Origin of the sequence: Arcobacter sp. CECT 8989, from assembly GCF_004116715.1 — a bacterium.
Taxonomy (GTDB): domain Bacteria; phylum Campylobacterota; class Campylobacteria; order Campylobacterales; family Arcobacteraceae; genus Halarcobacter.
Genome location: NZ_PDKE01000003.1, coordinates 150,832 through 175,919, shown reverse-complemented (window position 1 = coordinate 175,919; position 25,088 = coordinate 150,832). Strand labels below are relative to the sequence as shown.

At 29.2% G+C, this 25,088-nt stretch carries 28 protein-coding genes; 11 read left to right on the top strand and 17 right to left on the bottom strand.

From position 1 onward, the window contains the following. Positions 1-20 precede the first annotated feature (20 nt). The 9 genes from soxB to soxC form a co-directional block, all read right to left on the bottom strand. Complete coding sequence (gene soxB, locus CRV02_RS04420; protein WP_129089325.1) at positions 21-1,796, bottom strand: thiosulfohydrolase SoxB; 1,776 nt, start codon at positions 1,794-1,796, stop codon at positions 21-23. 37 nt (positions 1,797-1,833) lie between these two features. After that, positions 1,834-2,481 carry a rhodanese-like domain-containing protein gene (locus tag CRV02_RS04415; protein WP_129089324.1) on the bottom strand — a complete coding sequence of 216 codons (648 nt, stop codon included), beginning with the start codon at positions 2,479-2,481 and terminating at the stop codon, positions 1,834-1,836. Positions 2,482-2,568: 87 nt separating this feature from the next. After that, a complete protein-coding gene (locus tag CRV02_RS04410) occupies positions 2,569-3,006 on the bottom strand; it encodes a hypothetical protein (protein ID WP_129089323.1) in 438 nt (145 codons plus the stop codon). Between the two features lie 13 nt (positions 3,007-3,019). Further along, positions 3,020-3,958, bottom strand: coding sequence for a sulfur oxidation c-type cytochrome SoxA (gene soxA, locus CRV02_RS04405; protein ID WP_129089322.1), 939 nt, complete (start codon positions 3,956-3,958; stop codon positions 3,020-3,022). 43 nt (positions 3,959-4,001) lie between these two features. Beyond that, a complete protein-coding gene (soxZ, locus tag CRV02_RS04400) occupies positions 4,002-4,319 on the bottom strand; it encodes a thiosulfate oxidation carrier complex protein SoxZ (protein WP_128992101.1) in 318 nt (105 codons plus the stop codon). Between the two features lie 70 nt (positions 4,320-4,389). Beyond that, a complete protein-coding gene (gene soxY / locus CRV02_RS04395) occupies positions 4,390-4,842 on the bottom strand; it encodes a thiosulfate oxidation carrier protein SoxY (protein ID WP_129089321.1) in 453 nt (150 codons plus the stop codon). 17 nt (positions 4,843-4,859) lie between these two features. Continuing rightward, positions 4,860-5,216 carry a sulfur oxidation c-type cytochrome SoxX gene (soxX, locus tag CRV02_RS04390; RefSeq protein ID WP_129089320.1) on the bottom strand — a complete coding sequence of 119 codons (357 nt, stop codon included), beginning with the start codon at positions 5,214-5,216 and terminating at the stop codon, positions 4,860-4,862. Between the two features lie 11 nt (positions 5,217-5,227). Continuing rightward, positions 5,228-6,427, bottom strand: coding sequence for a c-type cytochrome (locus tag CRV02_RS04385; RefSeq protein WP_129089319.1), 1,200 nt, complete (start codon positions 6,425-6,427; stop codon positions 5,228-5,230). Further along, positions 6,399-7,733, bottom strand: coding sequence for a sulfite dehydrogenase (soxC, locus tag CRV02_RS04380; RefSeq protein WP_129089318.1), 1,335 nt, complete (start codon positions 7,731-7,733; stop codon positions 6,399-6,401). Before soxC ends, CRV02_RS04385 begins: the two co-directional genes overlap by 29 nt. Positions 7,734-8,095: 362 nt before the next feature. Between soxC and CRV02_RS04375 the strand changes: the two genes are divergently transcribed. The 3 genes from CRV02_RS04375 to CRV02_RS04365 are packed head-to-tail and all read left to right on the top strand — an operon-like array spanning position 8,096 to position 11,114. Continuing rightward, positions 8,096-9,316, top strand: coding sequence for a molybdopterin molybdotransferase MoeA (locus CRV02_RS04375; RefSeq protein ID WP_129089317.1), 1,221 nt, complete (start codon positions 8,096-8,098; stop codon positions 9,314-9,316). Next, positions 9,317-10,234, top strand: a complete 918-nt coding sequence (locus tag CRV02_RS04370) for a DMT family transporter (protein WP_129089316.1) — start codon at positions 9,317-9,319, stop codon at positions 10,232-10,234. Continuing rightward, positions 10,227-11,114, top strand: coding sequence for a DMT family transporter (locus CRV02_RS04365; RefSeq protein ID WP_129089315.1), 888 nt, complete (start codon positions 10,227-10,229; stop codon positions 11,112-11,114). The genes CRV02_RS04370 and CRV02_RS04365 overlap by 8 nt, the downstream gene beginning before the upstream one ends. Here the strand turns inward: CRV02_RS04365 and rmuC are convergent. The 4 genes from rmuC to CRV02_RS04345 form a co-directional block, all read right to left on the bottom strand. Further along, positions 11,100-12,458: a DNA recombination protein RmuC gene (gene rmuC / locus CRV02_RS04360; RefSeq protein ID WP_129089314.1), complete on the bottom strand. Its 1,359-nt coding sequence runs from the start codon at positions 12,456-12,458 to the stop codon at positions 11,100-11,102. The two genes, CRV02_RS04365 and rmuC, sit on opposite strands and share 15 nt — an antisense overlap. Before the next feature lies 1 nt (position 12,459). Further along, the gene (locus tag CRV02_RS04355) at positions 12,460-13,704 is read right to left on the bottom strand and encodes a M48 family metallopeptidase (protein WP_129089313.1); all 1,245 of its coding nucleotides are present in this window, start codon (positions 13,702-13,704) and stop codon (positions 12,460-12,462) included. A gap of 87 nt (positions 13,705-13,791) precedes the next feature. Continuing rightward, positions 13,792-14,163, bottom strand: coding sequence for a YbgC/FadM family acyl-CoA thioesterase (locus CRV02_RS04350; RefSeq protein ID WP_129089312.1), 372 nt, complete (start codon positions 14,161-14,163; stop codon positions 13,792-13,794). A gap of 388 nt (positions 14,164-14,551) precedes the next feature. Then, positions 14,552-15,424, bottom strand: a complete 873-nt coding sequence (locus CRV02_RS04345) for a hypothetical protein (protein ID WP_129089311.1) — start codon at positions 15,422-15,424, stop codon at positions 14,552-14,554. Between the two features lie 129 nt (positions 15,425-15,553). Here CRV02_RS04345 and CRV02_RS04340 point away from each other — a divergent pair, with 129 nt between their 5' ends. From CRV02_RS04340 to CRV02_RS04330, 3 genes are all read left to right on the top strand, one after another. After that, positions 15,554-16,486, top strand: coding sequence for a hypothetical protein (locus CRV02_RS04340; protein WP_129089310.1), 933 nt, complete (start codon positions 15,554-15,556; stop codon positions 16,484-16,486). A gap of 56 nt (positions 16,487-16,542) precedes the next feature. Then, positions 16,543-17,160, top strand: coding sequence for a hypothetical protein (locus CRV02_RS04335; RefSeq protein WP_129089309.1), 618 nt, complete (start codon positions 16,543-16,545; stop codon positions 17,158-17,160). 229 nt (positions 17,161-17,389) lie between these two features. After that, positions 17,390-17,779, top strand: coding sequence for a hypothetical protein (locus tag CRV02_RS04330; protein WP_129089308.1), 390 nt, complete (start codon positions 17,390-17,392; stop codon positions 17,777-17,779). Here the strand turns inward: CRV02_RS04330 and CRV02_RS04325 are convergent. After that, the gene (locus CRV02_RS04325) at positions 17,769-17,969 is read right to left on the bottom strand and encodes a hypothetical protein (protein ID WP_129089307.1); all 201 of its coding nucleotides are present in this window, start codon (positions 17,967-17,969) and stop codon (positions 17,769-17,771) included. The genes CRV02_RS04330 and CRV02_RS04325 overlap by 11 nt on opposite strands. Positions 17,970-18,111: 142 nt before the next feature. Here CRV02_RS04325 and CRV02_RS04320 point away from each other — a divergent pair, with 142 nt between their 5' ends. Continuing rightward, positions 18,112-19,272, top strand: coding sequence for a GGDEF domain-containing protein (locus CRV02_RS04320; RefSeq protein WP_129089306.1), 1,161 nt, complete (start codon positions 18,112-18,114; stop codon positions 19,270-19,272). On the opposite strand, the gene CRV02_RS04315 is transcribed toward CRV02_RS04320, so the two are convergent. Next, complete coding sequence (locus tag CRV02_RS04315) at positions 19,269-19,508, bottom strand: hypothetical protein (protein ID WP_129083471.1); 240 nt, start codon at positions 19,506-19,508, stop codon at positions 19,269-19,271. The genes CRV02_RS04320 and CRV02_RS04315 overlap by 4 nt on opposite strands. A gap of 368 nt (positions 19,509-19,876) precedes the next feature. On the opposite strand from CRV02_RS04315, the gene CRV02_RS04310 reads away from it, so the two are divergent. Genes CRV02_RS04310 through CRV02_RS04295 form a run of 4 tightly spaced genes read left to right on the top strand, consistent with a single transcriptional unit; the run spans position 19,877 to position 23,031 of the window. Next, a complete protein-coding gene (locus CRV02_RS04310) occupies positions 19,877-20,005 on the top strand; it encodes a FeoB-associated Cys-rich membrane protein (protein ID WP_129089305.1) in 129 nt (42 codons plus the stop codon). Position 20,006: 1 nt separating this feature from the next. After that, positions 20,007-20,249: a FeoA domain-containing protein gene (locus CRV02_RS04305; RefSeq protein ID WP_129083469.1), complete on the top strand. Its 243-nt coding sequence runs from the start codon at positions 20,007-20,009 to the stop codon at positions 20,247-20,249. Beyond that, on the top strand, positions 20,249-22,732 hold the full coding sequence (feoB, locus tag CRV02_RS04300) for a ferrous iron transport protein B (RefSeq protein WP_129089304.1): 2,484 nt from the start codon (positions 20,249-20,251) through the stop codon (positions 22,730-22,732). Before CRV02_RS04305 ends, feoB begins: the two co-directional genes overlap by 1 nt. Next, positions 22,729-23,031, top strand: coding sequence for a hypothetical protein (locus CRV02_RS04295; RefSeq protein WP_129089303.1), 303 nt, complete (start codon positions 22,729-22,731; stop codon positions 23,029-23,031). Before feoB ends, CRV02_RS04295 begins: the two co-directional genes overlap by 4 nt. A gap of 28 nt (positions 23,032-23,059) precedes the next feature. Here CRV02_RS04295 and CRV02_RS04290 read toward each other — a convergent pair whose 3' ends face one another. Beyond that, the gene (locus CRV02_RS04290) at positions 23,060-24,079 is read right to left on the bottom strand and encodes an aldo/keto reductase (RefSeq protein ID WP_129089302.1); all 1,020 of its coding nucleotides are present in this window, start codon (positions 24,077-24,079) and stop codon (positions 23,060-23,062) included. 22 nt (positions 24,080-24,101) lie between these two features. Beyond that, positions 24,102-25,079: an SLAC1 anion channel family protein gene (locus tag CRV02_RS04285; protein ID WP_129089301.1), complete on the bottom strand. Its 978-nt coding sequence runs from the start codon at positions 25,077-25,079 to the stop codon at positions 24,102-24,104. Positions 25,080-25,088: the final 9 nt, after the last annotated feature.

The following is a 25,088-nucleotide window of genomic DNA, read 5'->3' as shown; positions in this document are numbered from 1 at the left end:
GTTTTATCATTCTGAAACTATTAAATAATTCCAGGGTTTCCTTTGATTCCAACAATATCTGGAGTATCAATTTTAAGGTTTGCAATATGCTTAACATTTTGTAAATAGGTCTCTACAGTTTCCCATACTGGTTCACCTGGAGCTTTAGAACCAACAGTAGACCAACCTGCAACTTTATAAGACTTGTTAGCTTCAAGTTTATGTCCATTTTTAGTAAGTGTAATGTCAGAAATTCTTTCACCCATTTTTGCAGTTGGATTAATTCTATAAGAAATACCACCTGTTCTAACCATATCTCCACCTTGTTGGTAGAATGGATCTTCATTAAATAAGTTATCTGCTACATCTTCTAAAATAAGCTTAATATCTTTACCAGAGATATCTCTAGCATAAGTTTCTGGATAAGTCATTGCTGTTTGAGTCATTAAATCATCAAAAGTAATATCTTGTCCTGGAATTACAGATGTTCCCCATCTAAATCCTGGAGATAAAGAGATATCAGCACCTTTTACATCCATTAAAGCATCACAAATGATTTGGTCCCAAGAACCATTGAAGTTACCTCTTCTAAACAGTGTTTGTTCGGTAGTTGCAATTACTCTATTTAAATCTTTTTTATAAGGAGCTCTTACATCTTCAATATATTTTTTCATTTGCTTATCTTCATCAATTAAATCAGAGAAAATTGGAAGAAGTGTAAATTTAAAGTCTTTGATTTTTCCATTTTGAATGTCTAAATCAAGTACATTTAGGAATTTACCATTTGAACCAGCATTACAAACATAAGTAACACCATCTTCATTTTTAACAGGATATGCTTCTGGAACACCATCGTGAGTGTGTCCACCCATAATAAAGTCAATACCAGTAACAACTTCTGCCATTTTTTTGTCAGTATCATAACCATTGTGAGAAAGAACAATTACAGCATCTGGTTTTTCACTTTCTCTTACTTCATCAACTAACTCTTGCATTCCTTCGTCATTAATTGAGAATGACCAATCAGGAATAAATCTTTGAGGATTTGCAATAGTAGTATAAGGGAAAGCTTGACCAATAATAGCAACTCTTGCATTACCCATTTTTTTAATAGTATATGGTTTAAATGCATGACCTGTATCTTCATCATAAGCTTGTTGTGCAATTTCTGTTTCATTGAATAAGGCATCTTCTTTTACTTTAACGTTTTGTGCTAAGAATTCAGCATTTAACTCTTTTACGTTATCTAAAACTTCTTGAGCCTTATAAGTAAACTCCCAGTGACCAACAGCAACATCAACACCAAGTAAATTCATAGCACCAACCATATCTTTACCTCTAGTGTAAAGAGCAGTTGCACTACCTTGCCATGTGTCTCCACCATCCATTAATAAAGTTTTATCTTCGCCAAAACTTTTTCTTAGATAATCAACAACAGTTTTAATTTGAGCAAAACCACCAGTTCTACCCATAACTTTTGCATGTTTTTCAAAATCTACACAAGAGTATGCATAAGTTAATCTTTTATTATCTTTGATTCCATAATAATCTAAAAGTCTATCTCCAACAATATGAGGAGGCTTACCATAGTTTCCATGAAAACCTAAATTAACACTTGGCTCTCTAAAATATACAGGAAGTAACTGTGCATGAGAGTCAGTCATATGCATAAATCTTGCATTACCAAATGGCTTTAACTTATAGTAGTCTTCCATTTTGTTTGTATTTGTCATTCTTGTATGAGAGTTAGCAAATACAGGAGCAGCACCAAGTACTGCCATCATATAAACAAACTCTCTTCTACTTAATTTACTCATTTATAAATCCTCTTTTAATTTTTGACAAGGTCTTAAACTATTTTCCACTTCCAACTACAGTGAAACCTAATGAAGTCCATGCTTGCATTCCACCTCTGTAGTATTTGATTTTTTCAGCAGGATATCCCATGCTTAAAAGTGAATATTTTGCTCTTTTAACCATCGCAGGTGTTTGTCCACACCAATAACCATTACAATATAAAACAATTGTTTTAGCATTTGAGAAATCTAACTTACCATTATTGTCAACTACACCCATTTCATCTTCCATCCACTCAATAGCAGTATCTTTTTCGTTAAAGTTTGTAAATGGAACATTGATTGAACCTGGAATTCTTAGTTTTGCATTCCATCCTGGCTTTCTTGAATCAATAATTGCAATAGACTTATCATTTTGAGCTTTCTTCATATATTCAATAAACTCTAATTCACCTACTGTTTCTACACCTTCTGCTATAATCATAGGTTGAGGCGCACCTCTATTTGTTGTATTATAAAGTTCTGAAATAATATTTCCAGCATTTTGGTTTCTCATTAAAGTAAACTTTTCGCCATTTAAATTCATTTCAATTGATTTAACACCCTTTGAAATAGGAACAAATTTTGAAGTCCCTTCAGCAATTGCTGATGTTGAACATACTGCAAAAATAGCAGAAGTTGCTAATAGTTTTTTTAAAATTGTCATCTCTTCTCCTAGCCTTTTTTAATCTTAAAGAAAAAAAGCCAAGGTGTTATCCTTGACTTTTTAAATTGTGTCTAATTATTTAATTAATTAGTATTTGAAACCATCACCTGGAACAGCCAGTCTCCAAGTAGATTTAGCTTCGTGTGCTTGACTTAAAGCTGCGATACCAAATTTACAAGCTCTTGTTGCTGCAAATTCAATTGGTAAAACAGTTTTAGATTTTTTACCTTTAAAAGTTTTAGGGTTAACTTCTTTAGCCCCAGATCTAATACCTTCTTCTACAGCGATAATTAAATCAGAGTTATTAACACTTAATCTTCTAAATTCTAATTTGTTTGCTTTAGCTGCTTCGTTATAAACTTTTGCTGTTGCTAAAACTTGTTCAATACCATTTTTCTCAACGCTACAAAGAGCTTTCTCGTCAACTTTTGCCGCACTTTGAGGAGTTGGTGCATTCCCTGTACAAGCTGTAAAAACTAAAGCTGTAGTTGCTGCAATTGATAAATTTAATAATAATTTTCTCATAACCATCTCCTACTTATTTTCTAATATCTGGACCATCAATTTTAAGTCCATTACTCATATAAGACATAAAGAATAAAAGTTCTCTCATCTCTTTATCTTCAGCTTTTGGTGGAACTTGACCTTGATCTTTTACACATCCACTCATTCTTCTTTCTAAAGTACCTAAACCATCATTTTTAGAACTTGCAGCTCCCCATTTTAATCTATAAACTGGGAAATGTGTAGTTTGACCTAATAATTGAGATAAAGACTCATTTCTAACTCTAAGAGCTGCACCTTGTACGTGACACTCAGCACAGTTAAGTTTTAAATACCCCTTTTGGCTATAGTAATACTCTTTTCCTCTTTCATAAGCAGCAGCTGCATCAGCACTTTCAATCTTAGTATTTACAACTTTCTCTTCTTCTTTAGCAGAAGAAACAAAGAATGCTTGAACGTGAGCCATGTTTCCTTTTTTAGTATTCCATTTCTTTTCACCATTATCAGTTCTACACTCATTAATAGCAACAGTTAATGTCATAACTTCTTTTCTTTCCTCATCAAAGTAAGGATATTTTGAACCTGCTTCTACTGGGTCTGGGAAACATGTTGCAAGTGAGTTACCATTTGCAAATTTTTGTTCATAAAGTTTTTCACCATTTTCGATAAACTCTTCATATGGAGGAAACTCATTGATTTCTTCATATGACACTTTTCCATTTTTAGAGAAAGCATAGTTTCCAATAGCAAAATCTTCATGTTTAAGTCCACTAATAATATTGTTTTTTAACTCATCATCAGTAGAGTAAGGGAAGAATGTTCCTCTATTTTTTTCTGGATTATCAAACTTAGCTTCAAAATAATCAATTAAAGCAAGTCTATCTTTTTCAGCTTGAGCATTAAAGTCTGCGGCATTTAAAGTACATACAGTAAGCGCAGCTAACGCAGTTGTTTTAGCAATTTTTAATAACATACATATCTCCTTATAGGGTTAACCACTCAAAAAGAGTGATTAATTATTTAATTTTCTTTGAATCTTTTCTTGTGTTACCTTTTAAGTCAACCCAAGTAAATACTAACTCGTCACCTTTTTTAACTCCAACTGCGTCAGCATTAAATGAAAACTTCATATAAGGGTTTTTAGATAAGAATTGACTTGTTGATACTTCGTAAACAATCTTATCATTAACTTTTGCTACTACATATGTAATGAAGTTAGCTTCTTTTTTTGCTCTTTCTGCTTCTTGGTAACTTAAGTTTTCGTGGTTAGCAAGAGCTTTAACAGTTACTACACCTTTTTTTAACTTTGCTTTGATTCTAGTTTTTTTAGCCATTATAAATTTCTTTTATATATCTTTTTATTTTTTAAAATTTTTATTTCTTTATAAAGTTAGTTGAACTAAATCAACCACCACAACCACCAATAGTTACTTTAACTTCTTTAGCGTCAGAATATAATTTTCCATTCTCTTCAACGATTGCTGTTACGTTACCAGTTTTAGCCATTTTAATTCTTACTGAATAGTCAATAATTCCACCTTCTGGTACTGTAAATACAGCAACTAAAGTTTCTGGGTTAGCATCTTGAAGAATTGCTACTTTTGAACCAGCTAATTTAGATGAAACTGTTACAGGAATAACTGCACCATTTTCAGCGATATCTGGAGCTTTTAATTTAACTTTACCTTTAGTCATTTTAGTAGTTCCAAAGATTTCTTGAATTGCTGCATCTACTTTAGTTGCAGTCCAAGCCTTTGGCTTATCTTTTCTAAAATCAACAGCACTTAACGTAGAAGGAGCCATTGATACTGCTAATGCACCTAAACCTAAACCTAAAAAATTTCTTCTATTTATCATCATCTATCCTTTTATAATTATTTAATTGTTTTTAAATAAGCTACTACAGCTTTGATTTGATCATCACTTAACCAACCTGCTTTACCAAATGCTGGCATTGATGTATTTGTAATACCTTTAGCTTCATAAATATTGTAAACAATATCATAAAGTGCATCTTCTGGCCAATACTGTAAACCACTTAATTCTGGTCCCATACTTCCTGGACCATCAATAGCTTTTCCATTTACAGCATGACATGCTAAACAATTACCTAAATTTTTAGTATTAAAAATTTTCTCACCTTTTTTAACTAGTTCTGCATCTGCAAAAGAACTAGAAAAAGATAATCCACAAATAGCCGAAGCTATAAGTAACTTTTTGATTAATTTCATTGCTTTCTCCTTTATTTACTAGAGTTAATCATATAATCAACTACTTCTTTAAACTCTTCATCTGAAAGATCCATTGCTCCACCTTTAGGAGGCATTGCATTTATACCATTTATTGCATTAGCATAAACTACATCCATTCCTTTAGCAGCAATAGCAGACCAAGCTTCTTTATCACCTAATACTGGAGCACCAATTGCTTCATTAGCGTGACAAGCAGCACAATATGTATCATATGTACTTGCAGCTTTTGAGTTTGCAGCTGAATCTGAACCTTGAATCTTCCATGATCTTTCTGTAGATGCTGGAGGATTAAAGTCATTTAACTCGTTCTTAATTCTAAGAACAGGTACTTCACCTTTAACACAATCTGTCATACATCTTTCACCCGTACCATAATTTTTAGGGTTACTTAAGTATGCTTTCATATTTCTTACACCTTGCTTAGGATCCTCAGGTGTATCAACTTTTGGATAGAATCCATCTTCGTTTGGCATCTTGATTTTTAAGAATTTTTCTCTATCAAGAACATACTCTTCATCTAACTCTTCACCAGCAATTTCAATACCATTTTCCATTAGTAAATATGCAACTAAAGCATATGTTTCACTATTTGATAATGATTTTGGATGTGGGAAAGGCATAGCATCTTGAATATACCAGAAAAGTGTACTTGCATATGGCCAATATGTTCCAATTACTTTTGTTGGAGGTTCCATTCCAGGTTCTTTATCTGCTGGATTTAATAACTGATTAGTTAATGTCTTAGTAGAAGCAGTACCTGCTGATAATGCAGGATAACCTTTTCCACCAATTCCAAACTCTCCATGACACATAGCACATTGTGAATCATAAAGTTCGTTACCCCACTCTACAGAACCTTCTGCTTTTTTAGGGTTTCCATCTTCATCTAAAACAACTTTTCCATGTTTCATATCATATTTTGGTAGTCCAGTACCATCTGGCATTGCATCTTTATCCCAAGCTGCAATTTCAGTAGGAGTAGCTTCTCTACCAAAGTTAAATTTTTTAATACCTTGTGTATTTACATGGTATTGTGTGTATTTACCATCTTTTACTTCATATTTTACTGCACCGTCAACTGCTCTTTCAAAGTCTCCGCTTGAAGTACAACCTGAGATTAATAAACCTACTGTTACAACACTTGCAGCTAATAAAGATTTCTTAAGCATTGTGTTTTCTAATGTGAACATTATTAACCTCCCCATTTGCTTTAACTTCCCAAGTTACAATTGCATTTCTGTGATAAACAGATTCAACACCAACTGCTGAAGTTTCTTGATCAATTGTTGGTTGAACATTACCTGTATCATCTACAGCTCTACTAGAAAGTAATAAAGGTTTACCTTCCCATTTCATAATATAAGAGAATCTTGTCCATGATTTTGGTAATACTAAGCCTTTAAGGTTAGCTTCTACCCAATTGTCTCCACCATCAAAAGAGATATCAACATTTTTGATTGTTCCATGTCCTGACCAAGCAAGACCTTCGATTTCAATCATGTCACCTTTCTTAATATTTGTCCATGGTTTTTCTGGACATGGAGATGTAATCACAGAGTTAACTTCATTTGGCCAGAAATATCTGATTGCCTTACCATTCTTTTGAAGCATAGTATATTTAGAAGTTTCTTCTTTTGCATGCCATGGTTTGTCAGAGAACTCTAATCTTTTTAACCATTTAGTATTTAAGTTTCCTTCCCAACCTGGAACAAGAAGTCTTAAAGGATAACCTTGTTCGGGTCTAAGAGCTTCACCATTTTGAGCCCAAACTAACATAGCATCATCTAAAGCTTTTTCAACAGGAATAGTTCTTGGATTTCCAGCATTATCACTACCTTCTGCTAGCATCCATACTGCATCATCTTCAAGACCGATATCTTCAAGTACAGTTTTAAGCATTACTCCTGTCCATTCAGCAGAACTCATCATACCCTTCATAAATTGAAGATTATTAAATTGAGGTCCTCTCCATCCAGTTGAACCATTTGCAGGACACTCAATGAAGTGAATTCTACTTTCACTTGGATATTTTTTTAATTCATCTAAAGTTAAAACAACTTCTTTTTTAACTTTTCCATGAATCATAAGTCTAAACTTTTCAGGGTCAACATGAGCTGTACCACCGTGATTTCTAGTAAAGAATAGACCATTTGGAGTTATAATACCTTGTAACTCATGAATAGGACACATCGAAACAGAAGCATACATATCACCTGAAGATAAAAGGTCTGTTGTTCTTCTAATAACGTTGTGTTCATAAGGTGAAGGTACTCCATATAAGTTTTTAGTAACCATATCACCAAGCTTTGTTCCCCATTCAGCTTCATTTACAATAGCTGTATCATCAGCTTTAAGCTTTACGGGAGACAAAACATTCGCCGCAGCTATTGCACCAGCTGAATAAACTGCAGTTTTTCTAAAAAAATCTCTTCTACTTAGTTTCTTTTCAGAAACTTTTTCAAGTGATTTTTCAGAATTTATACTTGACTTCGTCATCGTTCCTCCTTGAAAATTAGCTACACACATACAATAATATAAAATTAAGCACAAATGACAATTAATATTATTTTAAGTTAACTTTTTTCCCACAATTGGTAAATTAACTTTTTCTTATATGTAATATAACGCCCAATTATATAAGTAAATGTTATATAACTATGGTAAATTATTGCCACATTTTTGATGTAAGTCAATTATTTTTTAAATAAATTTATAATTTTATGTGATTTCGTAACAAGTTTGTATTATTTGCTATACTTATGCTACTTAAACCTTACAAAAATACTCAATAATTTACTAAAAGTTACTTTTTTATCTACTATATGATACTATTCTTTTTTAAAAATATGGAGATAAATATGAGAAATTTTATTAATTATGACGAGTCTTTAAGCATCCTATCTAGTATAGATTTTAAAGGTAGAACTAAGGAAAAGCTTTTTTTAACGAATTCTATCGGAAGAACGCTAGCTACGGACATTATTGCGAATGACCATTCACCAAAATACAAAACTTCAGGTATGGATGGTTATGCAATTATTGCAGATGACCAAAACCTAAAAAAATTAACAATTATAGATAAAAATCCAGCTGGAGAAGTAGTAGAATCTTCTGTGACATCTGGTGTATGTATTAAGACATTTACTGGCTCACTTATGCCAGAGGGTAGTGACACTTTAATACCTATTGAAAATGTGACAGTAGAAGGTAATGAAATTATTATTAATAAGGAAGTACCTTTTAAATTTGCAGTTAGAGATATTGGTGAGAATTATAAGAAAGATGAAATCCTTATTAAAAAAGGAACTAAAATTGGTTTTGCTGAAATTGGTGTTTTAGCATCATTAAATATATCTCAAGTAGAAGTATATGCTAAACCTATAGTTGCAATCGCAAGTACAGGAAGTGAAATTCTTGATTTAGGAGAAGAGCAAACTAATGATGCACAAATAAGAAGTTCAAATCATCTTACTGTAGAAGCCTTAGCTAAAACAGCAGGAGCGCAAACAATTCAAATGGGTGTTGTAAAAGATGATATGGATTCAATTACAGAATTACTAGAGTCTGCTTTAGAAAAAGCTGATATTGTTGTAACTACTGGTGGAGTATCTGTTGGTGATTATGATTTTGTTCAAGATGTAGTAAAAGAGAAGCTTGGAGCAGAAGTATTATTTCATGGAGTTAAAATTAAACCTGGTATGCATATTTTAGTTGCAAAGAAAGATAAGAAGTTAATTATCTCTTTACCTGGTTTTGCTTACTCTTCAACTGTATGTGCTATCTTATATCTTTTACCTATGATATATAAGTTTGAGAACTCACAAAAAGAGCTTCCAATTGTAAAAGCTGAGATAACACAAGACTTCCCACAAAAAATGCCTAAAACTATCTTTACTGCTTGTAATGTATTTTATGAGGATGAGAAATATAAAATTAACTTTGATGGCAAAAAGCAAGGTACAAGTGCTATATTGACAAACATGTTAGGTTCTCCTGCTCTTTTAATCCAAAAAGAAGATGGAAAAGATTTAAAACAAGGTGACACTGTAGATATATTATTATTAAATGAGTTAAACTAAATGATAAGCACACAACGGGTCTATATCTTATTAGCACTGTGTGTGCTTTTTTGGTCTGGTAACTTTATTGTAGGAAGATATGTAAATGAATCAATAGAAGCTATTGAATTATCTTTTTTTAGATGGCTATTTACATTAATCTTTTTACTACCTTCTTTATTCTTTATAAATATACAAAGAATTAAACAGGCTATAAAAGAAAATTTCAAAATACTTATAGTACTTTCTTTTTTAGGTATTACTTTATTTAATACTATTGTTTATCTTGCATTAAATACTACAACAGCAACTAATGCACTTCTTATAAACTCTATTACACCTATTTTAATACTTATATTGTCTTACTTTATATTAAAAGCAAAGATTACAAAACTTCAAACAACAGGAATTATACTTTCTACAGTTGGGGTTATATTTTTAGTATTAAAAGGTGATTTTTCTAATCTATTATATATAGTATTACAAGAAGGTGATTTATTGATATTAATTAGTTCATTAACTTGGGCTACTTATTCCGTACTTTTAAAGTTTAAGCCAAAAGGGTTAACACACTTAGAACTTTTTGTAACTTTAGTATTTATAGGATTTATTCTTATTCTTCCTTTTTATTTTTATCAAGGATATACTATTGAAAGAGAAGTTACCTTATTAAAAGAGCAATGGCACATCTTTTTATATGTATCAATTTTTCCATCAATTTTATCTTTTTATTTTTGGCATATTGGAGTTGATACGATAAGCGCTTCAAAAACTGGACAGTTTGCTCATCTTATGCCAATATTTGGTTCTATTTTAGCTTTTATTTTTTTAGGAGAGAAACTAGCTACATATCATATAGCAGGTGCAGTTATGATTGCTCTTGGTATTTATCTAAGTCTATTTTTAAAGACAAATAGAATTAAGTCGCCAAATGAATAAAAACCTTTTTTATGTATTAATACTTTTATCCATGATATTTTGGGGTTCATCATGGATAAATACTAAAGTTTTAACACTTTATGTAAACCAATATGAAATTGTATTTTTAAGAGTATTTCTTTCTGGAATATTTATGCTTCCCCTACTTCTATTTTTGAAAGTAAATTTTAAAATAGATTTTAAAACAATTATATTAGTACTTTTAGCTTCTGCTGTTATGATATTTTACTCTATCTCTTTATTTTTTGGAGTAAACTATGGAACAGCAGGATTAGGTGGAGCATTAGTAACGACACTAATTCCTATAAATACTTTTGTAATCCTTGCACTGCTTCATAAGAAAACTATCTCTTTAAAACACTCATTTGCTCTTATCTTAGGAGCCTTTGGTGTTTTAACTATGTTAAATATTTGGTACTTTGATTTAAACCAAATATTCTCACAACATAATATATACTTTCTTATAGCCTCTGTTCTTTGGCCAATTCTTACAATAATAACAGCAAGGGCTACTAATACAACGCCACTAATCTTTAACTTTTATATATATGTATGTTGTAGTGTTATTAGTGCATTTGCAATTGATTTTAATTATTTAACTAGAGTTGTGGAGTATGATTATATTTTTTGGATAAATATTTTATGTCTTACAGCTTTAAGTAGTGCCTTTGCTACAACTACTTATTTTATTGGTTCTGAAAAGTTAGGAGTAAATAAAGTAAGCTCTTTTGTGTTTTTAGTTCCAAGTTCAGCTTTAGTATTAAGTGCTATTTTCTTAAATGAAAAAATAGATTTTAATACTCTACTTGGAACTGTTTGTGCAGTAGTTGCTATTTATATATTAAATGATATAAAACTAAGAAGATTATTCACCCAATAGTTTTTGGGTGTCTATCTTCTTTTTAGCTTTTACGCCTAATTCGATAAACTCTTCACTACGTCTTAAAAGATTTCCTCTTCCTAAACTTAACTTTTTCATAGCTTCATCATATGATTTTTGAGTTCTTCCTAAGTGAGTACCAATATTTTCAATGTCAGTTACAAAACTTGCAAACTTATCATAAAGGTCAGCTGCTTTTTTAGAGATAAGAAGTGCATTTTCATTTTGGTGTTCATATCTCCAAATATTCTCTATAGTTCTAAGTGTCGCAAATAAAGTTGAAGGTGATACAAGCATAATATTGTTTTCAAATGCTGTTTTAAATAGGTTGTTATCCTTTGAAGCTGCAAGCATAAATGCTCCTTCAATAGGAATAAATAGAATAACAAAATCTAAAGTTTTTACTTCCTCTATATTTTCATAGCTTTTTGCCCCAAGACCTTTGATATGAGCATAAAGTGATTTTATAAGCTCTTTTGTAGCATTTTCTCTTTGCTCATCAGTTTCAGACTCTGTATAGTTTACATATGAAGTTAGTGAAACTTTTGAATCAATAACAATATCTTTGTTTTGAGGAAGATGAACAATAACGTCTGGTCTTAATCTTTTTCCATTTTCATCTGTGTATGAACCTTGAGTTGAGTACTCAACACCTTCTCTAAGACCTGTTTGTTCTAATATCTTAGAAAGAATAAGCTCTCCCCAGTCACCTTGAGTTTTGTTTTCACCTTTAAGGGCTTTTGTAAGATTTAAAGCATCTTGCGAGATTTGATTATTTAGCTCTTTTAGGTTTTTAATCTCAGAAAGAAGATTTACTCTTTGTTTTGTCTCTTCGTTATGAATATCATTTACTCTTTTTCCAAAACTATTTAACTGATCTTTAAAAGAAGTAAGAAGTTGGTTTAAGTTGCTTGAAGACTTTTTATTGTTTTCTTCAAAAAGTTTATTTGCTAAGTTTTCAAACTCTACTTTTAATCTATCTTTTGAAGTTTCTAAAAGCTCTATTTTCTCTTTTAGATTTTCTTCTTTGATTTTGAACTCATTTTCGTACTGTTCTTTTTTGTCTTCAATTAAATCTTCTAAAGCTTCAATCTTAGTCTCATAAGATTTTCTTTCAAGAGTAACTTTTTCTTGAAAACTTCTTTCTTGATTTTTAAGAGACTCTTCAAGGTTTTTGATATTGTCTTTTAAACTTACAATAACATTTTCATAAGAGCCTTTTACTAACTCTAACTCCCTTGTAGCAAGGTTTATTTTCTGTTTTGAAATAAACCACACTACTAAAGAAGCTATTAGTAAACCTGATACAAAAGTCGAACTTGCGATTAAGATTAGATTTTCCATACTACTTATTAAATACGCTATCTTTTAAAGCTTCTTCGCTATTTTCATGTACATCATAACCTAACTCTTTAAATCTCTCAACTAATGGTGGGTGAGAATAGTAAAAGAAGATATACAGAGGATGAGAAAGTGGAAATGATTTGTTTTCATTTGCTAATTTTAACAAAGCACTTACTAAATCTTTTTTACTTTGTAAGTTTGAACCAAACTCATCTGCTGCATACTCATTGTGTCTGCTGATTAAAGAGATTAAAGGCATTAAGAAGAAAGATAAAATAGGAGAAAATATTAAAAACAAAGATATAATAGCATATGGCTCGTTGTTAATAGACAGTCCTAAAAACATCTCTTCACTTAAGTTTCCAAAGATAGCAAAAAATACAAACATAACAACACCCATGATACCAATATTTTTTAAGATATCACCATTTTTAAAGTGTCCTAATTCATGTCCTAAAACTGCTAAAAGCTCATCATGGCTTAACTTCTCAACTAAAGTATCAAATAGTACAACTCTTTTTGTACTTCCTAATCCTCCAAAATATGCATTTAGTCTGTTGTCTCTTTTACTAGCATCTACAGAAAATACACCTGAACTTTTGAAACCTACTTGGTCTAAAAGATTTTCAATCTTTGCTTCTAACTCTTTGTCTTTTAAAGACTCAAACTTATCAAACATCTTATCTCTAATAACTGGATAAAGCATATTTATAAGAATAATAACTGCAAAAATAAATGCAAACCCCCAAATCCACCAAGTCTCAAAAGTACTAATAATCCAAGAAATACCTGCAATAACAGCTGAACCAAATACTAAAAATAAAACTCCTGTTTTGATAGTATCTTTTATAAATAGTACTGGTGTCATGTTTGAGAAACCATATTTTTTATCTAGTTTAAAAGTTGAATACAAATCAAAAGGTAAGCCTAAAGCCCAATTGATAATGATAAATAAGTCAACAAAAATAATCGCTTTTAGCCAGTAAGAGTCTGTAGTAATAACTGAATCTAAAGTAGAAAGACCAAAGCCAATCCAAAAAATAAATAGAATAAAACTATAAAAAGAAGAAACAATAGCTAACTTCTCTTTTTCTATTGAATAGTTTGCAGCCTCAACGTACTTTGCATTGTCTAAAATAATTGGTTCTAATGATTTAGCTTTCTTTACATACCCTATTTGCATAAATGAAGTATAGATTGTAAAGAAGAAGTATAGACAATAACCTATAACAAAAATCTCTAACACTAAAATATCCTTTATAAGTAAAATTTATTTTCAAAGGAGATATTTTATCCTTTTTGTGCTTGAGATTTATTAAGGGAAACTTTTAAACTATTTAAATGATGAGAAAAGTTCTAAAGTCTCTTTTGGTATTTTTGTTGGTTTATAGTTTTTTAGGTATGCAAGTTTTACTTTAGCTGTAAATAAAAGCTCCTTATCTCTAAATATCTCATGAAAGATTTCTAAAGAAGCACTCTTTTGAGAAACTACCTTTGATGTTACTTCTAACTCATCTGCAAAAGTTGCTGATTTGATATAGTCTGCTTCTACTTTTTTTACTACAAAAAATTCATCGCCATTGTGTGGAGATAAACCTCTTTCAAAAAAGATATTGCTTCTTGCTCTTTCACAAAATTTTAAATAGTTTGCGTAGTAAACTACACCACCGATATCTGTGTCTTCATAATAGACTCTTATTTTCAAGTTTAATTCCCTTTAATTCGATAGTTTATTTTTAAAAATTGTTCAAAATGTCTAAAAAAATTCCTGAAATACAATAAATTTATACTTCTGATTTTACCATCTAAACCTTTTGTTATAAGTTTATCACCACCTTGATTTCTTAACATTTTTCGTGAAACTTTTTAAGTAGCTTTCTGTATGTTATGTATACTTGAAGCTTTATCAGAATTGTTTTTTTTATTAACCCATGCACAATTATTTCTTTTACAAAATATTTTATCTGTATCTTTAGGCATTTTAAATCCTTTCTTATATTATAATCAAAAAATATGATTTTTAAAGGTTGTAACTAGATTAAACAACTAAAATAATACTTACTTTAATTAAGTTGTTATTATTTATTAAACTTCTATTTTTTATCATATTCTCTTCTTTTCAGATACTTTTTATGTTCACTTTCATTAATATTATTAAATAAATCAATTATGTTATTTGAATTCATAATTTCATTAAGAAGTTTAATATTATTAATTTTTATTAATAAAGAAGTATTATTAATCAATAGTGTAAATTCATCTAAAATTGAATTTAACTTTTTTATTTTAGCTGGGTTAAATCCATTTTCTAAAGTATTATCATCTAAATATTTATTAAATTTTTTTTCAACAATAACTAAATTATCAACCATTTTTCTAATTATATTTATATTATAAATTAATAAATTATTTGGAATATACATATTACTTCGAACTTGGTCAAGAGATTTAGCAACAAGCTCAGGTGATTTTTGTATTTCTTTATGAATATTATATAGTATAAAAATATCTTTTTTACTATCACCTGTAAAACGTAATTTTAATCGAGCAATTCTATTAGGAATTTTTATCCATTTTTCAATACTATCCCATTGGTTGTCAAGTGTAAGTTTTACAGACTTGTAAATATCTTTTTTTAAAAAATCTTTTTGTGAAATTTTATTTTTAATTTCAACTAAATCTTGATTAAATTTTTGTTTACTTATTTCAATATCTTTTGTTAATTTATTATTATTTAGTTCAATTTTATTAATTATAGAAAATTTATATTCTTCTAAGTTTTTTAAAAAATCGTTTTTTTCATTTTCAATTTTCTGTTGTTGTTTAAATTTTATTAATTCCAATCCTATATCTAAACTAAAAGCAATTAATAAAAGTATTATAGTTATTGTAAAAGGTTTACTTTGTTTATTATTTTCTTTTACAATTTCTGCTAGCTCATTTTTTTCCTCTGTAGTAAATCCCATAATTATCTAACCTTTATTAAATCTGTAATGACTCATTTCAATGTATAATATTATATAAAAGTTATAAAATATTTACTTTAGTACCAGAAAAGTTATAATATACTAATACTATAATGTAAAGGGAAAATGATGACATTTGATAAAGCATATTGTAGAGAATTAGAAATTAATTTAACAGCATATAGAGCACGACGAAAATATTTTGAGAAAGATGATAATAAACATTTTACTTTTGAATGTCCTGATAAAAACTGTAAAGTAGAATTTACTGGTGTCAATATATATACCGTAGGTAAATTCAAACACAGACCTCATTTTAGAACAAAAAAAAACTGTTCGCATACAAAAGACTGTAAACTTGTTATCGAAAATGTCTCTTCAATTGATAATGGAGATAATGAAGGGAAAAAAGCCCATGGAACTAAACTGACTAAACATCCTGATGAGTTTATAATGGAACGTCCAAAACAAGAGACAAATTCAAGAGGGGCTAAAGAATATGATGAAGACGATACTTTTGATACATTAGAACGTGCACCAAGACTAAAACGTGAATATGCAGATGAAAAAAATGCAAAACCACACAAGACAAGTTATTTGGAAAATGTTGTTGATTCCTTTGAAAAAATGGATGAACAAGAAATCTATGATACATACATAACACTAGAACGAGAACGAAGAAATTATATGCATACTTTTAAAAATATAAAATATGCAGAAGATGGAACAAATTTTATTTTCTTTGGAGAAATTAAACCTATTAAAAAATATGGGAATAATTACGCTATTTTATTTAAAGATAGCATATGGTTTAATGGTGGATATAAAATCGTTTCTATTTATATTACAAAAGATTTAATAGATAACTATAGATTACGAAGATTATTTAAAGAAACCATTGAAGAATTATCAAATCTTGGAAATAATTATACTAGTGCAAAATGTTACTTTGTTGGGGCATATCCAGTTGAAGAAACAATAAAGGGTAAAAATGGTTCTTTCACTGTTTTAAATGTATATATTGAAAACTTAGACCATTTAGTAATTAAATTTAATGAATAATATAAACTAATTTTAAAACAATTAAAAAAGGAAAAAACATTAAAAAAAAATTAAATATGTTCTTTGGAATTATAGTATTATTATCTTTAATAGTATTTTTAACTATATTAGGATTTATTACAGTATCTATTATCCAAAAAGACCTAGAAACATTGATTAAACTATTAGTTCCTATGGGAGTTTTACTGTCTGCAGGGTTGGCATCTATTAGCGTAATGAAATCTATTTTAAATATACAAGAAATAGAAAATAATAAAGAGCAAAAAATCAATAATAAGTTAAATTTTCATATAAATAGGCTTTATTCATTAAACTTATTAATACAAAAAGAAATATTAAATAAAAACGATTATAAGAGACTATACATATATAAAAATCTTCTTGAAAAAGAATTAAATAACTGTTTAAAAAATGACGATATGCTATACAATATTAAAGCTAATGATTTGGATAACCTAATTAATGGTATAGAGATTTTAACAAACTCTATATCAAACCATGAAAAACTTGCTGTGAAACCTAATGGTATTAAAGAAGAAGATATACAATATATACAGAAAACAAATAAAGGAATACTTACTTTACTAGATATGATTTTTGTAGAGCCGAAATTAGAAGTTCTTCAAAAAAACAAATCTTTAAAAAAAAGAATAAAAGAAGAAATAAACTTATAGAATAAAATAACTAATTCTATTGATTTTGATAAATATTTAGAATTTTTTAATTAAAATTATTGTCTTTAACCACTTAATATTGAATTCTAATTTGAATAGAATATTCATAATAGACTCTTATTTTCATATAAATTATCGGATGTATCTTGCAGTGACTTCTTTAAAGTTGTGGTTAAAATAAAAATATGTTAGAATCAAAAATTAATCAAATATATTTTCAAGGAGACATGTGTCTATTTTTGCTTTACAATCCTTAGCTGGTGGATTTCTAGATGAGGATTTAGAACATTTTAACAAACATTTTGATGATTGGTGTATTCAATTTGAATCATACGAAGAGGCTAAAGGTATAGTTGAAACTTTAGAAAATGACGAAGCTATAGATATAGTTGAAATCACACCACTTACTTATCCAAAATACTTTTTTAATAACTTACAAGGAATCATCCACGCAACAAGACAAATAGAAGATGATATTATCTGCGTAGTTGAGCCTACTATGGGAGCTAGTTTTAGAATTGCAATCTGTAATCTAAAAACAAAAAATGTAAGACTTACAAAAACTAGATATAAAAACATACCAAGTATTGAAGCTGCTTTTGTTAACTTTAACGATTAATATCTAACTCTTCTAAAAGTTTTGGCATAACCTGCCCTATTTCATGAAACCTATAATCAAGACTTTTTACAACTATATTGTATAAGTCATGGTTTCTATACTTTTCATGCCACTTTGTCTCTTTATTTTCATACAAATTAAAATACTCAAATCTTAATTTATAGGCTTCTTTTTCTAATTTTTCTTTCATTTATGTAAATCTTTTTTTAAATTATATATTTTCCACTTTAAATCTACATTTTAATAAAATAACAAATTTATAATTAATTTAATTAAAGATAGAATATATATTAGCTTGGATATAATCACGGACTAATTAAAGGATAGCTGTATTGGATAGTACTAAAAAAATTACCAAACTTACCTTAGAAGCCTTGAAAAATAAAGGATTAACACCTACTCCTAAAAACTATGAAGAAGAGTTTTTAAATCAAGCTAATAGTGTAGATAAAGAATTATACCAAAAACTAATCCAAGAAAATGTACTTTCACAAATAAAATATTTTGTTGAAAACCTATCAGAAATAATATCTCCTTCTATTGATTTTAACAATGATGAAAAAATAAACTCATTTTTGAAAAAAGTTAATAAAAATCCAATAGAGTTACTAAATAAAGCTTCTATTGAAGAGTTAAAAGAGATTACAAAAGGTAGAATTGAAGCAGATAGAAAAGTTTTAAAAAATAAAACAGACGATATTATCAAACTTAGTAACCTTATGGAAAAGTATTTTGATAAAACTATCTTAGAAAGCACAAACTCAAGTGAAAAATTTGATGTGATAAAAACTGAACTAAAAGATTTAAACATCTCAAATGCTTCATATAGAGAGTTAGGGCAACTTCAATCAAAACTTATTGATACAATTTATAGTATTGAACACTCTATGCAAAACAATAGAGTTGAACTAAATGAAAGCAAAGAGCAGTTTGATTCACTAAATAAAAAGATTGAAGAGCTACAAAAAGAACTAGCAGTTGTAAAACAAGAAAAATCTACTGACTTCTTAACTTCTGTTCTAAATAGAAGAGCTTACGAAGAAGAAGTTAAAAAAATAGAGAAAAAGCATGAAGCTTTTGACTCAAACTATGCAATTGTTTTTTATGATATAGACCACTTCAAACAAATCAATGATACCTATGGTCACACTTGTGGCGATACAGTTTTAAAGACTTTTGGACAAATACTAAAAAGTCTTACAAGAAAAGAAGACGTAATAGCAAGATATGGTGGAGAAGAGTTCTTAGCTTTAATCAACTATGAAGAAGAAAAAGAACTATATAAATACATCAAAAGAGTAAAAAACCTAATCAGTACTACAAAGTTCAAATACAAAGATATAGGTATTCATGTTGAGTTTAGTGCGGGAGTTAGTTTTAGAAGAAACTATAAAAACTATACTGATGCAAAGAAAAAGTCAGATGATTTACTTTATCAAGCAAAAAAAGAAGGTAGAAATAAAGTTATATTTGATAACGGCGTAGTTCTTTAAGAAACTACCACCTCTTTTTCCTCTTTCTTCTCTACAGTTTCAATTTTCTTTTTATTTTTTGAGTCATAAAGAAAAGTATGCCATAAAGCAAAACCACAAAAAGCAGACCCAGCTATGATATGAGCTTTTTTAGCAGTTTTATTTTTCATAAATAAAGATGTAGCTACCGTAATACCTAGTGTTGCTGTCATTCCTATTTTTGCAGCTTCTCTTTGAACTTCTTTATCAAATTTCATTTTTAGTTTTCCTTGCCCTACGTTTACTTATTTTCTTCGAAGTTTTATCCAAAGTTTTAACAGTAATTGCAGCAGTTAATAGAGTTGCTAAAGGTAATAATAAAGGCAAATTATGCTCCTTGATAATAATTATCAATAATTTTATCCACTCTAAGTTTAAACAAAACTGATAATTGTTATCAAATTAATACCGTTAACAATATTTTTATTTATAATGATGCTTTATTTTTACTTAATATATAATTATTTAAACAACTACACTTATCATGAAGTCCACTATTTTAAGTACCTTTAAAGGGAACTAATATTACTATTCATGCCTAACTATTGATATCAATTATCATAATTATACCTATTGAAGGACAGATATGGAAAATGCATTTATTATTATAATCGCTCTACTTGCAGCATTTTATTTATACAAAAAAATATTTAAAAACAATGGTTGCAACTGTGGTACAAAAGGTTGTGGCACAAGAAAAGATACAGAAAATTAATATGAATTTAGAAAAAAATACTTTGGCTATTTTAAAAAAAGGTCAAAAAGCAAAGATAAAAAAACTTAATGCTAAAGGAAAACTTCTACATAAACTTTTAGATATGGGTTTTGTATCAAATGCTCAAATTGAAGTTATAAGAGAAGCTCCACTTTTTGACCCAATGCAATTAAAACTACATAACTATAATCTTACTATTAGAAGAAGTGAAGCAAGTCTTATAGAAATAGAGGAACATTCATAATGAATAATATAAAAGTTGCCCTAGCAGGACAACCAAATTGTGGAAAGTCTACTATTTTTAACCTTGTTAGTGGGATAGAACAACACATTGCAAACTACCCTGGAGTAACTGTTGATAAAAAAGTTGGTTACTTTAAATATGATAACCACAAAATAGAGATGGTAGATTTACCAGGAACTTACTCTTTTAGCTCTTACTCTTTAGAAGAAAGAGTGGCAAAAGACTTCATACTTGATGAAAACCCTGATGTTATTGTAAACGTAATAGATGCTTCAAATATAAAAAGAAATCTTTATCTTACTTTCCAATTACTTGAAATAGGTATTCCTGTAGTAGTTGTTTTAAATATGATGGATGTTGCAAAAAGAAGAGATATAGAAATAGACTCAAAAAAGATATCTCAAATGCTAAACTGTCCAGTTGTAGAAGCAAGTGGAGCAAAGGGTCTTGGTGGCAAAGATATTATGAAAAACATTGTTGCTACAGCAAAAAATAAAAACAGCTACCAAGAGTTTAAAATCAACTATGATGAGTTAGAACACCATATAAATTGTCTTGAAGAAAAAATCTCTAAAATAGATTTAATACAAAACAAAAGATGGCTAGCAATAAAGATTTTAGAAAGTGACTCTACTATTATTGAAAGAATAAAAAAGTATGAGCCAAGTATTGAAGAGTTTGCAAAAAAGGAAGAAGATACTTTCCATGAAAGATATGATAAAGATGCAGTCTCTTTTTTAGCCTCATATAGATATGACTCTGCAGATATTATTTACCACAAATCAGTAAAAGAGAAAAACAAAGATAAACAAACTCTTACTCAAAAAGTAGATAAAATTATTTTAAATAGATTTCTAGCAATCCCTATTTTACTGTTTTTTATGTTTATGGTTTACCAAATCTCTATTGTATGGGGATATAAACTTACAGATTATACGTGGCCTATTTTAGCTGCATTTAAAAATATAGTAATAGATATACTTCCACAAGCTAACTTTACAGATGTACCTATGATTACAGACTTTGGTATTTGGATGGTAAATAGTGCAAATGCCCTAATGAACTATCTTCCTATATTTTTTATTCTTTTTGCTTTAATTGCTATTATGGAAGATGTTGGATATATGCCTCGTATGGCTTTTATCTTAGATAGAGTCTTTAAAAAATTTGGTTTACATGGACAATCAACTCTTCCACTTGTTCTTGGTGGCGCTATGGTTGGTGGTTGTGCTGTTCCTGGTGTAATGTCAACAAAAGGTATTGCCGATGATAGAGCTAGAATGGCAACTATCTTTTCTGTACCCTATATGAACTGCTTAGCAAAGGTTCCTTTCTATACTCTTATTTTAGGAGCATTTTTCAAACCAGATATGGCTATTATGATGTTTTTTATCTCTACTATTACCTTATTTATAGCTATGATTGTTGCAAAACTAATTACAAGTACTATTTTAAAGACAAGGGAAACTGCACCATTTTTAATGGAGTTACCTCCTTATCATACCCCTACTTTCAAAGGAGTAATAATAAGAGCTTCTCAAAGGGTTTGGGTATATATTAAAAAAGTTGTAACTATTGTTTTAGCAGTTGCGGTTATACTTTTTGCAATGCTTCAATTTCCTGGTTTAAGTGATGAGTCAAAAATAAAATTTGAAGATAAATCAAACAAGGCTTTAAGCTCTTTTGATACAAAAGTTAAAGCTTCTATTTATTATGAAGAGTTTGATACTAAAGAAGAAGTATCTACTTTACTAAACTATTATGATGAATATAGAACAAAAAGAATGACAGCCACTTCAAAAGATGCAGCTAAAAGAGTTGATGAAAGATTTTTACTTAGAAATAAAACTTTTTATAAATATATAAAACCAAAAAGAGATAAAGAAGCTAGAAAAATAAACAAAGAGCTTAGAAAACTATCAAGTAAAAGAAAAGCTATTTTAAGACAAATAAAAAATGAAAAAGTAGAAAACTCTATTCTTGGTATGACTGGACGAGCTATGGAACCTATTACTCAATATGCAGGTTTTGACTGGAAGATTAATGTTGCTTTTTTAAGTTCATTTGCAGCAAGAGAGAGTGCAGTTGCAACTCTTGGGTCTTTATATGAAAACAATAAAGCTGACAATATGAGAGCAGAAGAAGCTATGGCTTTAAATAGTGGATACACACCTTTACATGCTACAGCTATTATTATCTTTATGCTTTTAACACCACCTTGTATTGCAACTATGATTGTAGTTAAGATGCAAACAAACAGTTACAAGTGGATGATGTTTGCAATTTTCTTTCCTATTGGTCTAGGAATTGTTTTATCATCATTGGTATTTACTTTAGGGAATATCTTCTCTTGGAGTGGTTTTGAGGCTATGACATACTTCTATGTAAGTGTTGTTTTATTAACTATTGCTATTGCCCTATTTCCTCAAAAAAATATCAACTGGAATGGCGGAATTAAATTAAAAAATAAAAAGGAGTTATAATGAAAAAATCGTTAGTTGTTTTAGCATTACTTGCTAATTCTTTATTTGCCCACACAGCTTTAATGAGTTGTTTTAACAATGGAGATAATACTATTACTTGTGAAGGTGGTTTTAGTGATGGAAGTAGCGCAAGTGGTGTAAAGTTTTTTGTTTTACAAAATGATAAAAAAATACTTGATACAAGAATGAATGAAGATAGTGAAGTTACTTTCAATATCCCAAGTGGTTCCTATAGTGCAGTATTTGATGCAGGAGATGGGCATCAGATTCATGTAAAAGGTGAAGATATCACTGAATAAATTTATAGGGAATACTCCCTATAAATTACTATCCCATTGGATATAAAATATCTTTTTGTATCTCTTCAATTTTCCCCATTAACTCATTGTCAATTTTAAAATCAAAGGCAGCAAATGAATCATCAAGCTGTGATAATACTCTTGCACCAATAATAGTTGATGCAACAAAATCAAAATGCATAGAATAAGCAACTGCTAGTGTTACAGGAGAAATTCCATACTCATCTGCAAGCTTCATATATCTACTTGTAGCTTCTAATGTTTTATCATTTACAAATCTATTTGCCATAGCTTGTACTCTTTTACTTTTGTTTTTCATGTAAATACCAAATCTTGAGTCTTCTGGATAGAATCCTCCATTATATTTACCACTTAAAACACCTCCACCAATTGGTGAATATGGAAGTAGTGAGATGTTTTCTCTTCTACATACATTTGCTAGCTCATCATGAAATCTTGGATTTAAAAGTGAAAAGTTATTTTGAATAGATTCAAATCTAGCTAATTTTTCATATTTTGAAACTTCATTTGCTTTTGTTAGACCATAAGCACTATCATTTGAAGTTCCTATGTATCTTACTTTTCCTTCCTTTGCAAGCTCATCAAAAGCTTTCATACTCTCTTCAACTGGTACAACAGTATCAGGCCAATGCATTTGATAAAGATCTATGTAATCTGTTTGAAGTTTTTTAAGACTTTTTTCAACTGCTCTTTTAATATGAAAAGAATCAATAGCAGTTAGACCATGTCTAATAGGTGGTACAAACCATCCTGATGCAGCTCCAGCTACTTTTGTAGCTAAAATAACTGATTCTCTAGGTTTTGTTTTTAACCACTCCCCTACTATCTCTTCTGTAATACCTGCTGTCTGGGCTTTTGGTGGTACTGGATAAAGTTCAGCTGTATCTAAAAAATTTATTCCTCTATCATATGCTTTATCCATTATTTTAAAAGCTTCTTCTTTTGTTGTAGTAGAACCAAAAGTCATAGTTCCTAAACAAATTGGTGTAACTCTTAAACCACTTCTTCCTATATATCTATATTCCATTATTTTCCTTTCAAAAAGAAGATTACTCCATTATACAAATCTCTTTTTTAAACATATGTTTAATAGTCTCTTTTGCTACTAAAAATACCACAAAAGTTGTAATAAAAGCTAAAATATAAGATATAACTGCATAAAACCAGTAAGAAGTTAAATCATACATTAGTAAACTTGCTAGAGTAACAGCTGCCATAGGAAAGGTAAATGCCCACCAAGAGATAAAAAACTTGATATTTATATAGTTTTTGTACATCACAAATACTAAAATAGTAAAAAACAGAGCCAAACTATAAAGAATATGAGCAAAAAAGTCTAATGATGAAGTTAGTTTAATATATGAAATAAATCCTATTGCAGGTGGTGCAATAAGAATAAATAGTGTTGGCATAAACTTTGGAGCAAACTGCTTATGAAAGATAATTCTATTTAAAATAATTGCAAATAAAACAATCCAAAAGAAAATACCTATTGAAAAATAAAAATATAAAATAGAGTCATTTACAAACCCTTTTCCTGCAATTGGAACAATGATATTACCAACAATAGGAATAAACCAAGCGGGATTTGAGTGTTGCATTTCAAGGTTATTGTTTATCCAAAACTTAATAGTATAAAAAGTAAAAAAGATATGAACAACAGCTCCAAAAATAAAGAAGATATGAGAAACTTCTGAAATAGAATTTTTATATAAAAGTGACAATAAAAGCATTGAAATAGAAAATGCAGCAAAAAAATTCACTCTTATAGGATGTGATAACTCTTTTTTTACTTCTTCTTTATACTTTATAAACTTCTTTGTATAAAAAAACAAGATTATAAAAAATAAAACTGTAGAAATAAGAGTAAAAACAGTTGAAATAAAAGAAGGGAAAAATAAAACCTCTTCAAGTCTTTCAAAAACTAATGATAACCCAGAAAAGCCCATCACAACAGCAAACATCATAATTGGAAAAAATTGAAGTCTATTTGAAGGGATATGCTTGATAGTTTCAGATTGGTTCATGTAAAATAC